The organism is Streptomyces sp. NPDC007983, assembly GCF_042958345.1.
Taxonomy (GTDB): Bacteria; Actinomycetota; Actinomycetes; order Streptomycetales; family Streptomycetaceae; genus Streptomyces.
The window spans coordinates 52,463-66,897 of the sequence record NZ_JBIBJI010000031.1 but is presented as its reverse complement, the minus strand read 5'-3'; the positions used below and the strand labels follow the sequence as shown (position 1 = coordinate 66,897).

Here is a 14,435-nt window from a genome sequence, read left to right as displayed (position 1 = left end):
CTCCGAGTGGCTGAAGATCAGATCCATCCGGGCGAGCTTCGGCTCCCTCGTCGCGGTCTTCGCCGCCACGCTGGCCATCACCGTGCTGGTCTTCGGCGCCTTCTACGCCATCAACTTCGCGCAGATCGCCGCCATCGCCTTCGGGGCCACCGCCGTCTCCTCCGAGTACGCGGGCGGCGCCCTGCGGATCTCCCTGTCGGCCGTACCGCACCGGAGCCTGTTCTACGCGGCCAAGACGGCGGCCGTGGCCGCCGCCGCTCTCGTCGTGGGGCTCGCGACCGCCTTCGCCACCTTCTTCGCGGGCCAGGCGTTCCTGGGGGAGTACGCCATCGGCCTCGGCGAACCGGGAGCGCTGCGGGCCTGCGTCGGCGCGGGGATCTACCTCGCCCTGATGGCCCTGTTCGCCGCGGGTCTCACCTTCCTGCTGCGCAGCGCCACCGCGGTCCTGAGCCTGCTCATCCCGTTCATCCTGATCGTGGGCTTCGTGGTCGGCGACCTCGCCGGGTCGGCCGCCGACTATCTGCCGGACCGCGCCGGACAGCAAGTGCTGCACCAGGTCCCGGAGGGAGGCCCGGGCCCCTGGACGGGCCTTGCGGTGATGGCGCTGTGGGCGGCGGCCGCGCTCCTGGCCGGTTGGCGGGCGGTGTGCCGGCGCGACGCCTGACGTCATCCGCGAGGCGCGCTATTCACTCCAAAGAGATGTGACGACGGGTGAATTCTCCCGGCCACCCTCGGTAATATTTTCCGCGCTTCGGAAAATATTAGGAGCGCGGCGAACCGTCGGCACTGGAGGGTGGGGACTCATATGGGCGCACTACTGGACCAGAAGTACGAAAAGCTGTTCGCCTTGTTGGACGCCAATGGCGACGGTGTGATCGCCGAAGACGATTTCGAACTGATGGGCAGTCGCGTTCTGGCCGCCTTCGGCGAGGAGCGCACGGCGCCCAAGGGCAAGGAATACGCCGACGCGATGACCACGTACTGGCGCGCGCTGCGCGAGACCGCTGACGCCGACGGCGACGGCCGGATCGACAAGGGCGAGTTCCGGCAGGCCCTGCGCCAGGTGAGCGACCAGTTCGACGTGCTGATCGGCCCGCTCTACCGGGCCGGTTTCCACCTCGCCGACCGGGACGACGACGGCCTGGTCGGCCGGGAGGACTTCGTCACGGTCATCTCCGCCGTCGGTGTCCCCGAGGCGGAGGCGGCGGCGGCCTTCGACCGGCTGACCGAGCAGGGCGAGCAGCTGTCGAAGGACCAGCTGATGACCGCCGCCACGCAGTACTACTGCGACGAGGACCCGGCCAACACCGCGAGCCATCTGCTCTTCGGCGCGCTGTGAACTGAGTCGGCGGGGGTGGGGCGGGGGGAGCGCGGAGATGGGCACTGCCGTCCTGGCGGGCCGGGCACGGGTACCGCTGCTGATCGAGGCGCTTTTCGACGGACGATTCGACGAGCTGCACAAACCCTGGACGGATCATTTCCGTCAGGACATTTTCCGTTACCGCGATGGATTGTCACCGGTAGAGCGTTCGGAGCTCGCTTATGAGCGTTTGCGGGTCGTCAATGAAAAAATCGCATCCGTCGAGGACTTGGTCACGGCGACCGACCGACTGGTGTCGCTGCACGAGTGGCTGGGAATGGTCGACGGCTCGCTGACCACTCTGGCGACCATCCACTACAACCTGTTCCTCGGCAGTCTCCTCCGCCTCGACCCCCACCGCACCGTCGACCTCACACCGTTCACCCGGCTGCGGCGCTACGGCACCGTCCTGATCACCGAGCTGGGCTACGGGAACAACGCCGCCGAGCTGGAAACCACGGCGGTCCATCAGCCGGGTACCGACACCTTCGTTCTCCACACCCCGTCGGCCGGGGCGCAGAAGTTCATGCCCAACACCGGCCCCGCCGGGGGCAGCAAGAGCGGACTGGTCGCGGCCAGGCTGATCGTCCGCGGCCAGGACTGCGGCGTGTTCCTGTTCCTCGTGCCGTTGCGCGACGAGCGGGGGCCGCTGCCCGGCATCCGGATACGCCCCCTGTCGGAGACCCCCGGTTCGGCGGTCGACCACGCCATCACCTCGTTCGACCAGGTCGTGCTGGACCGTTCGGCCCTGCTGGCCGGTGACCACGCGGACCTGACCGCCGAAGGTGCCTTCCGCAGCGTGATCGGCAGCCGGCGTCGCCGGTTCCTGCGGTCCATCCAGCGCGTCACCACGGGCAAGCTCTGCCTGGCCGCGGCGGCGCTGGGCGGGGCCCGGGCGGGCCTCACCGTCGCCGTGCGGTACGCCCATCGGCGGCACACCTTCGCCCCGGCGAGCCGGACGGGCGTCCCCGTCTTCGCCTACCGCTGCCACCAGACCCGACTCCTCGGGGCGGCGGCCCGCGCCTACGCGGCGACCTTCCTGCTGCGCGACGTCACCCGCCGCGCGGGCACCGGGCGGGACGACCCCGCATCGGCCGAGGCGGAGGTCCTGGGCGCGGCGGCGAAGGGCTGGATCACCTGGCAGGCCCGGGACATCGTGCTCGAATGCCGCGAACGCTGCGGCGCCCAGGGACTGTTGTCGGCCAACCGCATCGTCGACCTGGTCACGCCGATCGAGTCCACCATCACGGCCGAAGGGGACAACCTCGTCATCTGGACGAAGGCCGCCGCCGACATGCTGACCGGGCGGGGCTACAGCCCGCCCGCGGCCCCGGCCGCCCCGACCGGCCCGCTGACCGGCCGCGCCGTCCTGCTCGACCTGCTCGTGCGGCACGAGCTGTACTGCCTCCAGCACGCCCGCGCCCGGGTCAGCCTGCCCAGCGACGGCCCGCTGGACCGCTGGAACCAGGCGGTGAACCCGGCCCTGGACCTCGTCGACGCGTACGCCACCCGGTGCGCCGCCCAGGCGTTCATGGCCGCCGTCGACCGGGTCGTCGACGACGCCACGCGGAGCCTGCTGGAGCAGGTCTTCCGGCTGTTCGTCCTGCAACGTCTCGCCCCTCACGCGGGCCTGCTGCTCGCGGACGGGCATCTCACCGCCGAAGCCGTCCGCGACCTCGCCCCCGCCGTCGACCGCGCCGGTGCCGAGCTGGCCCCTCACGCGCTCGCCCTCGTGGAGGCGTTCGCCATCCCGGACGACCTCCTCCAGGCGCCCATCGCCACCGACGGTTACGCCGCCGCCTACGACGACCCGGCGGGACCCTGGCAGCCATGAGCGACGCGTTCACCCGCGAGCCGCCGTGGGACCCCCGGCGCTTCCCGCCCGCCTCCCGAGCGCCCCGGCCCGTGCAGACGGCGCGGATGCTCCGGGACCCCCAGGGTTACGCACGCTCCCTGCGCCGCCGGTTCGGACCGGTCTTCTCGCTCCGTACGTACCCCTATCGCGGTGCCCTCGTCTGTGCGGCCGACGCCGCCGCCAACCGGGCGGTGCTGACCGACCACGAGCGGTTCACCGGCGGTGACGCCGCCGCCCTGCTGGCGCCCGCGATCGGCACCCGGTCGCTGATCTGCACGCCGCCACCCCTGCACCTGACCCACCGCAAGCTTCTGCTGCCCCCCTTCCACGGCGAGCGGATCACCCGCTGGGCGCAGCGGGTGCGGGAACTGGTGCACAGCGGGCTGCCCGAACTGCTGGGCGGCGACGGCGTGCCCGTGCGGCCGTGGGCGCAGCGGCTGACGCTCGACGTCATCCTGCGCGTCGTCCTCGGCCTGACGGACCCGGCCCGCGTCGCCACATTCCGCCGCGCGCTGAACGCGTACGTCGACACGGGCAACCTCGCCGTCCTGTTCCTGCCGGGGCCGCTGCGGCGCGACCTCGGGCCGCTCTCGCCGGGCGGCCGCTTCCACCGGCTCCGCGCGGCCGTATGGGACCTGACCCGCGAGGAGATCGCCGCGCGCCGGGCCGCACCCGACCGCGCCCACCGCGACGACGTGCTGTCCATGCTGCTCGACGCGCGCGACGAACACGGGGCCGGGCTGGACGACGCACAGCTGCTGGACGAGCTGACCGGCCTCGTCCTGGCCGGGTACGAGACCACGGCGACCACGATCGCCTGGACCCTGCATCTGCTCGCCCACCATCCCGCCGCCCGCGACGACCTGATCGCCGACCTCGACGCGGGCTCGGACCGGCTGCTCAAGGCGACCGTCAAGGAGTCCGGCCGGCTGCGTCCCGCCGTCTACAACGCCATGCGCACCGCGGCACACGACACGGAGCTGGGCGGCCATCCGGTGCCGCGGCACGCGTTCGTCGCGGCGCTGTTCCCGCTCACCCACCTCGACCCCGAGCTGTGGCCGGAACCGGACGCCTTCCGGCCCGGGCGTCACCTGGGCCCGGACCCGGGCCCCTACGCGCTGGCCCCGTTCGGCGGCTGCGTGCGGCGCTGCATCGGGGTGTCGCTGGCCCAGCTGGAGATCGAGACCGCCCTGCGGGAAATCCTCGCGGCCGCCGTCCCCGAACCGGCCGGGCCCCTGGAACCGGCCCGGCTGGTAGCGGTGACGATCGTCCCCGCCCGGGGCGGACGGATCCGCCTCCGCGGACGCCAGGAGCGGCGGGCCACCGCCGCGCATGTCCGGCACTTGTAGAATTCTGGAGGAAACCGTTCCGGACCCCCTCGGGGTGAGCACGGATGACCAGCAGCAACGGACCCGCCGTCTCCCGCGAGCAGTTCGACGCGCTCTTCGAGACGGTCCGGACCTGGGGGCGCTGGACCCCGGCCGGTCGCGGCGCCTGGAACCGGGTGACCCCGGAGCATGTGCGGCGGGCCGTCGCCCGCGTACGGTCCGGGGCGGTCGTCCCGCTGGCGCGGCCCTGGAACACGCGGCCGGCACCGGACAACCCCAAGCCCGCCCTGCACCACATGACGGACCTCGGCGACGTGGAGGCCCCGGAGCCCGCCGTCCACAAGGATTTCCTCGCCGCCGACTACCACGGCAAGGGCATCACCCATCTCGACGCGCTGTGCCACGCCGCCTACCGGGGGCAGCTCTACGGGGGCCGGGCGGCGCACGAGGTGATCGACGCCGCGGGCGCCCACTACGGCGCGGTCGGCCCGCTCGGGCCGCTCGTCACGACGGGCGTCCTGCTGGACCTCCCCGCCGTCCTGGGAACCGCCTGGCTGGAGCCGGGGCAGGCGGTGCACGCCGAGGACATCGCCGCCGCCGAACGGGCGCTGGGGGTGACGATCGACGAGGGGGACGCGGTGCTGCTGCGCTCCGGGAGCCTGCGCCGCCGAGAAGAGCGCGGTGCCTGGGACCCCGGCGCGGCGAGCGCGGGGCTCCATGTGGATGCCGTCCCGTTGCTGGCCGAGCGCGGCATCGCCCTGCTCGGCGGGGACGGGGACAGCGACGTACGGCCCTCGCCGGTCGACGGTGTGCACTCCCCGGTCCACGCCCTCGCCCTGACCGCGATGGGGGTGCCGCTGCTGGACAACCTCGATCTCGAAGCGCTCTCCGCCGCCACGGCCGAGGCGGGCCGTTATGCGTTCCTGCTGGTCGTGGCGCCGTTGAACGTGCCGGGCGGGACGGGGTCGCCCGTCACCCCGGTCGCGGTGCTGTGACAGCCGACCCCGGGCCGGTCACCGTATGTGGCCGTATCGAACTTATGCTCTCCTGCTCGCCGCGGCACCAGTTTGACCCGTTATTGTCGAAGAGTGGAGTTTTCTGGCTAATCGCGGCATATGGCTAGGAGAGGCGTGAATCGCGCCGGTGAGGAAGCGATCCTGGCAGGGCTCGTGGCAGGCGGCATCGGGCCTGCGCGTTCGCGTGAGCGCTTTCTTGAGGGGGAGGCGGTCCGGGCAGGCGTGCGGAGCCTGATCCTGGACTCGTGGCGACGCTGCCGGACCCTGGGCCTGCCGCTGGGCGGCTTCGAGCTTCCGTACCGGCAGTTCGACCCCGAGGACCGGCTGGTCCGCGCCGCGGGTCCGGTGCTCGACCGGCTGCGGTACAGGTTCCAGGGCAGCCCGATGAACATCGCGCTCGCCGACGGAAGCGGAACCGTGCTCCAGCGCCGCTTCGGCGACGATTCGTGGGCCAGGACCCTCCCGGCGATCCAGCAGGTGCCGGGTTTCGTCTTCGCCGAGCAGTTCGCCGGTACCAACGGCATCGGCCTGGCCCTGGCGGAGCGGCGGCTCATCCAGGTCCACGGCGCCGAGCACTTCGCCGAGCGCGGCTTGGCCAACGGCTGCAGCGCGATACCCGTCCGCGACCCGCTCAGCGGGCGCATCGACGGCATCCTGTGCCTCGCCTATCCGCGCAGCTCCGGCCATCCGGAACTGGACGACGTGCTGCGCAGGGCGACCCAGGCCATCCAATGGCGGCTGCTGGCGCAGAGTTCGGCACGGGAGCGCGGACTGCTGCGCGCGTACCTGGACGCGAGCGGTGCGCCGCGGACCGGCGCGCGCGGCAGGCGCACCGTGGGGGTGGACGGCTTCGCCCAGGGGCTGCACCCCGGCGATCAGATGCTGATCAAGGAGCGGGCCGCCGAGCTGCTGTCCCACGGGCAGCGGGCCGCCATCGACGTGACCCTGTCCGACGGGCGGCGGGTCATCCTCGTGAGCCGCCCGATGACGAGCGCGGCCGGGGTGGAGGGCATGGCCGTCGAGGCGATGTTCCCCGACCACTCGCCGAAGCCGCCCCTCACCCTTCCCTCGCACCTCACCCCTCCTCCCTCCGACGCCGCATCCGGACGGGGCGTCCCGGCAGCGAAGACGATGGCCGCGAAGACGGCCGCGGGCAAGACGACGGCCGCCGAGACATCGGCCGCCGAGCCCCCGGCGGCCGCGGCGGGCCATGCAACCGACGGCCTGGCCGGGCTGGTGCTGGTCGGCGAGCCGCAAGTGGGGAAGTACGCACTGGCGGCGCGACGCCGCATGGAGCTGCTGTCCGAGGCCAGTGCGAGCATCGGCACCACCCTGGACGTGCGCCGCACCGCCCAGGAACTCGCCGAGACGGCCGTCCCGCGGCTGGCCGACTTCGTCACCATCGACCTGCCCGACGCCGTACTGCGCGGCGACGAACCCCTCGACCCCCGGCACGAGCTGCGCCGCGCGGTGGTCCACGGCATCCGCGGCAACTGCCCCTTCTACCCGATCGGCAAGCGCGTCGACTACCACCCCACCACGCCCCAGCTGCGGTGCGTGAACACCGGACAGGCGGTGCTGGAACCGGACCTGAAGACCGCCGCGGGCTGGCTCATCCAGGACCCCGAGCACACCGCTCGGCTGCTGTCCCACGTCCGCTCCCTCATCGCCGTCCCCCTGGTCGCCCGCGGCACCGTCCTGGGCATCGTCAGCTTCTACCGCTCGCACGACCCCGCGCCGTTCGGGGACGACGACCGTTCGCTGGCCCAGGAGCTGGCCACCCGCGCCGCCCTGTCCATGGACAACGCCCGGCGTTACACCCGCGAACACACCATGGTCCTGGCCCTGCAGCACAGCCTGCTGCCGCACGGGGTGCCCGATCAGGACGCCGTCGACGTCGCCCACCGCTATCTGCCCGCCGAGTCGAGGGTGGGCGGAGACTGGTACGACATCATCCCCCTGCCCGGCACCCGCGTCGGTCTCGTCGTCGGCGACGTCGTCGGCCACGGCATGCACTCCGCCGCCACCATGGGCCGGCTGCGTACCGCCGCGCGCAGCTTCGCCGAACTCGACTTCCCTCCAGAAGAGGTGCTGACCCACCTCGACAACCTGGTGCTGCGCCTCGACCGGGAGGAGAGCAGCGAGAACTCCGTCGACGGATTCGGCATCATCGGCGCGACCTGCCTGTACGTCGTCTACGACCCGACCTCGCAGCGCTGCTCCATGGCCCGCGCAGGCCACCCGCCGCCCGCGCTGGTCCGGCCCGGCGGCGCCGTGTCGTTTCCCGATCTGCCCGCCGGGCCCCCGCTCGGCCTGGGCGGTCTGCCCTTCGAGGCCGCGGAGGTCGAGGTCCCCGAGGGCAGTCAGCTGGTGCTCTACACCGACGGGCTCATCGAGGACCGGAACCGTGGCATCGACGTGGCCCTCGACCGGTTGCGCGAGGTCCTGGCCCACCCGGAGCGCACCCCCGAGGACACCTGCCAGGCCGTCCTGGACGGCGTGGCACCCGCCCACCCCTGCGACGACATCGCCGTCCTCGTCGCCCGAACCCATGCCCTCGCCGCCGACCGGACCGTCACCTGGGAGCTGCCCACCGACCCGGCCGTCGTCCGCGAGGTCCGGGCCGCCGCCGTACGGCAGCTGGCCGATTGGGGGCGGGAAGAGGTCTCGTTCGTGGCGGAGCTGCTGCTCAGCGAGCTGGTCACCAACGCGGTGCGGCACGGCAGCGGGCCCATCCGGGTACGGCTGCTCCACGGCCGCACCCTGATCTGCGAGGTCTCCGACACCAGCAGCACCGCCCCGCATCTGCGCCGGGCGGCCGTCACCGACGAGGACGGCCGCGGTCTGTTCCTCGTCGCTCAGCTGGCCCTGGCCTGGGGCACCCGCCACACCCCGGACGGCAAGATCATCTGGGCCGAATGCCCCCTCGGCATGCCGTGAGACCGGCCCCTTGGGGCATTGGCCCGTTGGAGTAGCAGAGGCATCGAGGCCCGCCTCGTTCGGTAAACGCGATGATCAGTCCCGCTAAGGTCTCGGATGTGAGGTGGGAATCCACATCCCCGGCCGCGGGAGCGGAACCGCTCGTCCGCATCCGGGCGCTCAGCAAGCGATTCGGCGGAACGCTCGCGCTGGACCGCATCGACCTCGACATCCACGGGGGCAGTGTGCTCGCGCTGCTCGGCCCCAACGGCGCGGGGAAGTCCACCCTCATCAAGGTGCTCGCGGGGTATCACCCCGCCGACGGCGGAACGGTGACGGTGGCAGGGCATCCGCTGGGGACCGAGGCCGCATCCCGGAACATGTCCTTCACCCATCAGGACCTCGGTCTCGTCGAGTGGATGACGGTCGCCGAGAACATCGCCCTGACCACCGGATATCCCCGCCGTGGCGGGCTGATCTCCTGGCGGCGGACCCGGGAGCGCGGCGCGGAGGTCCTGCGGACCGTCGCCGGGCACCTCCCGGCCGACACGCGGATCGCCGACCTCGCGCCCGCCGAACGCTCACTCGTCGCCATCGCCCGTGCCCTCGCGGCCGGGGCGCGGCTCATCGTCCTCGACGAGCCGACCGCCAGCCTCCCCGCCGCCGACTGCGCCCGGCTCTTCGCCGTCCTGCACAGCCTGCGCGACCTGGGGCACGCCATCCTCTACGTCAGCCATCGCCTGGACGAGGTGTACGAGGTCGCCGACGCCTTCGCGGTGCTGCGCGACGGCCGCCTCGTCAGCCAGGGCCTGCTGGCGGCACACGGCGCCGCCCGCCTCGTGCGGGACATCGTGGGCGAGGAACCGGCCCGGTACCGGCCGGCTACGGCCCCCGCCGGAGGCCCGGCCGTCCTGGCCCTCGACGGCGTGCGGACGGCGCGGGCCGGGCCCGTCTCCCTCGCCCTGCGGGCCGGGGAGATCCTCGGCCTGGTGGGGCTCACGGGCGCCGGGCACCGGGAGCTGGGCCGTGCGCTCGCGGGCGCCCGGCCGATCGTGGCCGGGCGGGTGCTCCTCGACGGGCGGCCGTACCACCCGCGTACGGTCGCCGCCGCCGTCGCCTCCGGCGTCGGCCTGGTGACCGGCAACAGAGTGGAGGAGGGCTGCGCAGCCGACCTGACCGTACGGGAAAACCTGCTGGCCAACTTAGCGGCGGGCGGACCGCCGAAGCGGCACTGGATCAGCCCCCGCCGGGAGCGGGCCGAGGCCCGCGCCCTGATCGAACGGTTCTCGGTGCGGCCCCGCGACAGCGAGGCGCCGATCGCCACCCTGTCCGGCGGCAACCAGCAGAAGGTCATGCTCGGCCGATGGCTGCGAGGGGGCTCGCGCGTACTGATCCTGGAGGAGCCGACCGCGAGCGTGGACATCGGTGCCAAGGCCGCGCTCTACCGTCTGCTCGACGACGCGCTGGCGGCGGGGCTCGCGGCCGTGCTCATCTCCACCGACTTCGAGGAGGTCGCGGGGGTGTGCCGACGCGCTCTGGTGTTCGTACGGGGCGCCGTGACGGCCGAGCTGAGCGGCGCGTCGCTCACCGTCGCGGAACTCACCCGGGCGGCGTCGGCGCTGCCCGCGTCCGGAACGTCCGGAGCATGAGGACCCCATGACGCCCCCACCCTCCCCACGGTCCCGGCCGGGCGGGCACCTCATCGGCACGTACGGCCTGCTGGCCCTCACCGCCCTGCTGTTCCTGATCTTCTCCGTGACCCTGCCGCGCACGTTTCCGACCCTGGACAACATCTCGTCGATCCTGGCCAACCAGTCGATCCCGGCCATCCTCGCGCTCGGCGCCACGGTGCCCATCGTGACCGGAAACTTCGACCTGTCCATCGGATACGGCCTGGGCCTGGCGCATGTGATGGTGATGCAGCTCATCGTCCACAACGGGTGGCCCTGGCCGCTGGCCTGCCTGGCGGTGATCATCGGGGGAGCGGTGGTCGGCGTGCTCAACGGGGTCATCGCCGAGTTCGGCCAGATCGACTCCTTCATCGCCACCCTCGGGACCGGCAGCATGCTCTACGCCGTCACCGGCTGGGTCACCGGCGGCGGCAGGATCGTTCCCGGGCCGGGCGGCCTGCCCGACGCCTTCATCGGCCTCTACGACTCCACCTTCCTCGGCCTGCCGGTGCCCGCCTTCTACGTGCTCGCCCTGGCGGTCGCCCTCTGGCTGCTGCTGGAGCGGCTGCCGCTGGGCCGGTATCTGTACGTGGTCGGCTCCAACCGCCGCGCCGCCGACCTCGTCGGCATCCCCACCCGCCGGTACTCCGTCTACGCCTTCACCGTGTCGGGCCTGGTCGTCGGCTTCGCCGGGGTCCTGCTCGCGGCGCAACAGCAACTCGGCAACCCGAGCGTCGGCCTCGACTATCTGCTGCCCGCCTTCGCCGGTGCCCTGCTCGGCTCCACCGCGATCAAACCCGGCCGCGCCAACGCCATGGGCACCCTCGTCGCCGTGGCGGTCCTCGCCATCGGGCTCTCCGGCATCGGCCAGCTCGGTGCCGACTTCTGGGTGACGCCGCTGTTCAACGGCGGCACCCTGCTGGTCGTCGTCGGCCTGGCCGGTTACTCCGCGCGCCGCCGACTGCGTACGGGCATCACCGCGGACCGCCGGAGGAGGCCCCGTGCGGCCCGGCCGTAGGACCGCCCTGACCGCCGCCGCCCTGCTGACGGCGGCCGTCCTCGCCGGGTGCGACCACGGCTCGTCGGGCGGGGGAGGGGAGCCCACCGCGGGGCCGCGCGGCTGCCCCGCCGTCCTCGCCCGGGCCGAGGCCGCCGTCAAGCGGGCCGAGCGGACCGACGTGCCCTGGACCGGCCCGGCCCGCGGCCCCCGGGCGGTGCCGGGCAAGACCATCGTCTACGTCGCGCAGACCATGACCAATCCCGGAGTCGCGGGCGCCGCGCAGGGGGTACGGGAAGCGGCGAAGGCCATCGGCTGGAAGGTCCGGGTGATCGACGGCGGGGGCACCCCCGCGGGCATCCAGGCGGCGCTGAGCGAGGCCGTCACCCTCAAGCCCTCGGGCATCGTCATCGGCGGCTTCGACCCCAACTCGACGGCGCGGCAGGTCGCTCAGGCCCGGGCGGCGCGCATCCCGCTCGTCGGCTGGCACGCGGTCGCGTCCCCCGGCCCCAGCCGGCGGCCGAGGCTGTTCGCCAACGTCACCACCAGGGTCGAGGAGACCGCCAGGATCAGCGCGGACTGGGTGATCGCGAGGTCCAGAGGCAGGGCCGGGGTCGTCGTCTTCACCGACGCCTCGATCCCGTTCGCCAGGAACAAGTCCGAGCTGATCAGGAAGGCACTCGCCGACTGCCGGGACGTCAGGCTGCTCGCCTACGAGAACATCCCGATCCCGGACGCGGGCAACCGCACCCCTCAGGAGGTCTCCTCCCTCCTCTCCCGCTTCCGATACGAGTGGAACTACTCCGTCGCCATCAACGACCTGTACTTCGCGGACGCGGCCCCCGCCCTCCGCGCGGGCGGCAAGCCCGGCTCCGGGCCTCCCTTCAACATCGGCGCGGGCGACGGCGACCCCTCCGCCTTCCAGCGCGTCAACCACCGGCAGTACCAGGCCGCCACCGTCCCCGAGCCGCTGTCCCAGCAGGGCTGGCAGATGATCGACGAGTTCAACCGGGCGTTCTCCGGCCGGGGCCCCAGCGGCTACAGCGCCCCGGTCCACATCGCCACGGCCGCCAACAGCGCGGGCGCCACGAGCTGGAACCCACCGGGGTACCGAGCGGCGTACCGCAAGATCTGGGGCGTATGACGTCACGACTCTCGGCAGGGGCAACGGGCGAGGACCGGCCGGCCCCGCACATGTCATGACACCTTGACACCCCCAATGGTCCAGGCCAACATCCTGGTGATCTGTACCAAGCCGTCGAGCCCGCGGCGGCGCGCATCACTCACGCCTCGGAGGCCCCGCCATGGGAGCGAGCAGCGATCCGGAACTGCGGCGGCTCGCGCATGCCGTGCTGCAGCCGGGCTTCGTGGGGACCACCGCTCCGGAGTGGGTGCGCCGCGCGATTGCCGAGGGCCTCCACTCGGTGGTGCTGTTCGGGCGGAACATCGTGGACGGCGAGCAGGTCGCCGCGCTCACCGCGCAACTGCGCGCCGAGAACCCGGACCTGGTCATCGCCATCGACGAGGAGGCGGGGGACGTCACCCGCCTCGAGGCGCTGTCCGGCGCCACCCGCCCGGGAAACCTGGCCCTGGGCACCGTGGACGACGTCGACTTGACGGAGCGCGTGGCCCATGACGTCGGCCGCGAACTGCACGCGGCCGGAATCTCGTTGAACTACGCGCCCAGCGCCGACGTCAACTCCAACGCGCTCAACCCGGTCATCGGGGTGCGCTCCTTCGGCGCGCGGACCGACATCGTCTCCCGGCACACCGCCGCCTGGATCCGCGGCCTGCAGTCCGCGGGGGTGGCGGCCTGTGCGAAGCACTTCCCCGGCCACGGCGACACGGCCGTCGACTCCCACCACGGCCTGCCCACGGTGACCGCCGACGCGGAGGAGATCGCCTGGACCGCGCTGCCCCCGTTCATCGCCGCCATGGAGGCGGGCGTGCGCGCGGTGATGACGGCACATCTGCTGGTGACGGCGTACGATCCCGAGCTGCCCGCCACGCTCAGCCGCCGCGTCCTGGAGGATCTGCTGCGCAGGGAACTCGGCTTCACCGGCCTGGTGGTCACGGATGCCATCGAGATGGCCGCCGTCGCCGACCGCTACGGCCTCGGCGGGGCCACCGTCAAGGCGCTGGCCGCCGGGGCGGACGCGGTGTGCGTGGGCGGCGAGAACGCCGGGCAGGCCGTCACGGCAGGGCTGGCCGACGCCGTCGTACAGGCCGTACGGGATGGCGCCCTGGCGGAGGAGCGGCTGGCCGAAGCGGCCACGCGGGTAAGGCGGTTCGCCGGCTGGTCCGGTGAGCGGGCGCGATCCGTCGCTCCCGATGCCACGCGTTCCGACATCGGGCTGACCGCAGCGCGCCGGGCGATCCGGGTGCGCCGCCGCCCGGGCGCACCCGAGGCGCTGCCGGTGTCCGGTGACGTCCACGTGGTGGAGTTCTCCCCGGAGATGAGCCTCGCCGTGGACGGCCACACCCCCTGGGGGCTCGCCGCCCCGCTGCGCCAGATGCGGCCCACGACCACATCGGTCCGCCTGACGGAACCCGACCTCGACCACGCGGGCCGGGCGCTGGAACGCCGGGCGCTGACCCCGGCCGCCGGCCGGGCCCTCATCGTCGTGGTGCGCGACGCGGCCCGGCACCGCTGGATGTCCGACGCCGTGGCGCGCCTGCTGCGCAGCCGCCCGGACGCCGTCGTCGTGGAGATGGGCTTCCCGCTGGACGGCGCGGACGACGCCGCCGACCTGGTCACCTACGGCGCCACCCGAGTCTCCGGCATCGCCGCCGCCGAGGCGGTGACCGGCTCGCTGACCGCCTCGCCGATGGCGCGCCCGCTGGGGTGAGCGCGCTCGCGGTACGCGCGCTGATGCGGTCAGACGGGCTCCGGGAGCGGGCCCAGGTGCTCGATGACGCGCTCCCGCAGCAGAAGGTACTCCGCCCAGCGGCGCCGCAGGGGGCCCGGCGGGCGCGGGAGGACACGGGCGGCCGTGATGGTCTGCCCGTCCTTGAACTGCTCCCGGGTCAGGTCGAGTTCCACGCCGCTGGGCAGCCGGTTCCACCAATGGGATCCGCGCCGGGAGCCGTCCGCCCGGTACACCTCCCCGACCACGAGATCACCGCCGAAGACATCGGTGACGATCAGGGAGGTGATGTCGCAGTGCCCCCGGGCCGGGTTGCCCGGCTGCCAGTCGGCCAGATCGTCGGGTGAACAGGTGTCGGCTGCCCAGCTGGCGCGCAGCGCCTTGTCGAGGTCGAGCAGGGTTAATGGAGTCATGGCGGCAGCA

The 14,435-nt window shown here is 73.0% G+C and carries 11 protein-coding genes; 10 read left to right on the top strand and 1 reads right to left on the bottom strand.

The features are described from left to right. The 10 genes from ACFZCY_RS42535 to ACFZCY_RS42490 form a co-directional block, all read left to right on the top strand. On the top strand, positions 1 to 664 hold a 664-nt coding region (locus tag ACFZCY_RS42535; RefSeq protein ID WP_391186521.1), incomplete at its 5' end, for an ABC transporter permease. Between the two features lie 141 nt (positions 665 to 805). Beyond that, positions 806 to 1,339 carry an EF-hand domain-containing protein gene (locus ACFZCY_RS42530; RefSeq protein ID WP_391186518.1) on the top strand — a complete coding sequence of 178 codons (534 nt, stop codon included), beginning with the start codon at positions 806 to 808 and terminating at the stop codon, positions 1,337 to 1,339. A gap of 274 nt (positions 1,340 to 1,613) precedes the next feature. Further along, complete coding sequence (locus tag ACFZCY_RS42525; protein WP_391186515.1) at positions 1,614 to 3,194, top strand: acyl-CoA dehydrogenase; 1,581 nt, start codon at positions 1,614 to 1,616, stop codon at positions 3,192 to 3,194. Continuing rightward, a complete protein-coding gene (locus tag ACFZCY_RS42520) occupies positions 3,191 to 4,564 on the top strand; it encodes a cytochrome P450 (RefSeq protein ID WP_391186511.1) in 1,374 nt (457 codons plus the stop codon). The genes ACFZCY_RS42525 and ACFZCY_RS42520 overlap by 4 nt, the downstream gene beginning before the upstream one ends. 44 nt (positions 4,565 to 4,608) lie before the next feature. Further along, complete coding sequence (locus ACFZCY_RS42515) at positions 4,609 to 5,538, top strand: cyclase family protein (RefSeq protein WP_391186508.1); 930 nt, start codon at positions 4,609 to 4,611, stop codon at positions 5,536 to 5,538. A gap of 120 nt (positions 5,539 to 5,658) precedes the next feature. Further along, on the top strand, positions 5,659 to 8,499 hold the full coding sequence (locus ACFZCY_RS42510) for a SpoIIE family protein phosphatase (protein WP_391186505.1): 2,841 nt from the start codon (positions 5,659 to 5,661) through the stop codon (positions 8,497 to 8,499). A 71-nt stretch (positions 8,500 to 8,570) separates the two neighbouring features. After that, positions 8,571 to 10,127 carry an ATP-binding cassette domain-containing protein gene (locus ACFZCY_RS42505; protein ID WP_391186502.1) on the top strand — a complete coding sequence of 519 codons (1,557 nt, stop codon included), beginning with the start codon at positions 8,571 to 8,573 and terminating at the stop codon, positions 10,125 to 10,127. Positions 10,128 to 10,134: 7 nt separating this feature from the next. Further along, the gene (locus ACFZCY_RS42500; protein WP_391186500.1) at positions 10,135 to 11,166 is read left to right on the top strand and encodes an ABC transporter permease; all 1,032 of its coding nucleotides are present in this window, start codon (positions 10,135 to 10,137) and stop codon (positions 11,164 to 11,166) included. Further along, positions 11,150 to 12,289 carry a substrate-binding domain-containing protein gene (locus ACFZCY_RS42495; protein ID WP_391186497.1) on the top strand — a complete coding sequence of 380 codons (1,140 nt, stop codon included), beginning with the start codon at positions 11,150 to 11,152 and terminating at the stop codon, positions 12,287 to 12,289. The genes ACFZCY_RS42500 and ACFZCY_RS42495 overlap by 17 nt, the downstream gene beginning before the upstream one ends. Positions 12,290 to 12,449: 160 nt before the next feature. Then, positions 12,450 to 13,994 (top strand): glycoside hydrolase family 3 N-terminal domain-containing protein, encoded by a 1,545-nt coding sequence (locus tag ACFZCY_RS42490; RefSeq protein WP_391186494.1) that lies wholly within the window; start codon positions 12,450 to 12,452, stop codon positions 13,992 to 13,994. 29 nt (positions 13,995 to 14,023) lie between these two features. Here ACFZCY_RS42490 and ACFZCY_RS42485 read toward each other — a convergent pair whose 3' ends face one another. Then, positions 14,024 to 14,425 carry a hypothetical protein gene (locus ACFZCY_RS42485; RefSeq protein ID WP_391186537.1) on the bottom strand — a complete coding sequence of 134 codons (402 nt, stop codon included), beginning with the start codon at positions 14,423 to 14,425 and terminating at the stop codon, positions 14,024 to 14,026. Positions 14,426 to 14,435 lie beyond the last annotated feature (10 nt).

Coding starts and splice junctions, on each gene's coding strand:
- ACFZCY_RS42515 (WP_391186508.1), top strand. CDS start 4,609: ATGACCAGCAGCAACGGACCCGCCGTCTCCCGCGAGCAGTTCGACGCG.
- ACFZCY_RS42490 (WP_391186494.1), top strand. CDS start 12,450: ATGGGAGCGAGCAGCGATCCGGAACTGCGGCGGCTCGCGCATGCCGTG.
- ACFZCY_RS42520 (WP_391186511.1), top strand. CDS start 3,191: ATGAGCGACGCGTTCACCCGCGAGCCGCCGTGGGACCCCCGGCGCTTC.
- ACFZCY_RS42500 (WP_391186500.1), top strand. CDS start 10,135: ATGACGCCCCCACCCTCCCCACGGTCCCGGCCGGGCGGGCACCTCATC.
- ACFZCY_RS42505 (WP_391186502.1), top strand. CDS start 8,571: ATGATCAGTCCCGCTAAGGTCTCGGATGTGAGGTGGGAATCCACATCC.
- ACFZCY_RS42530 (WP_391186518.1), top strand. CDS start 806: ATGGGCGCACTACTGGACCAGAAGTACGAAAAGCTGTTCGCCTTGTTG.
- ACFZCY_RS42510 (WP_391186505.1), top strand. CDS start 5,659: ATGGCTAGGAGAGGCGTGAATCGCGCCGGTGAGGAAGCGATCCTGGCA.
- ACFZCY_RS42485 (WP_391186537.1), bottom strand. CDS start 14,425: ATGACTCCATTAACCCTGCTCGACCTCGACAAGGCGCTGCGCGCCAGC.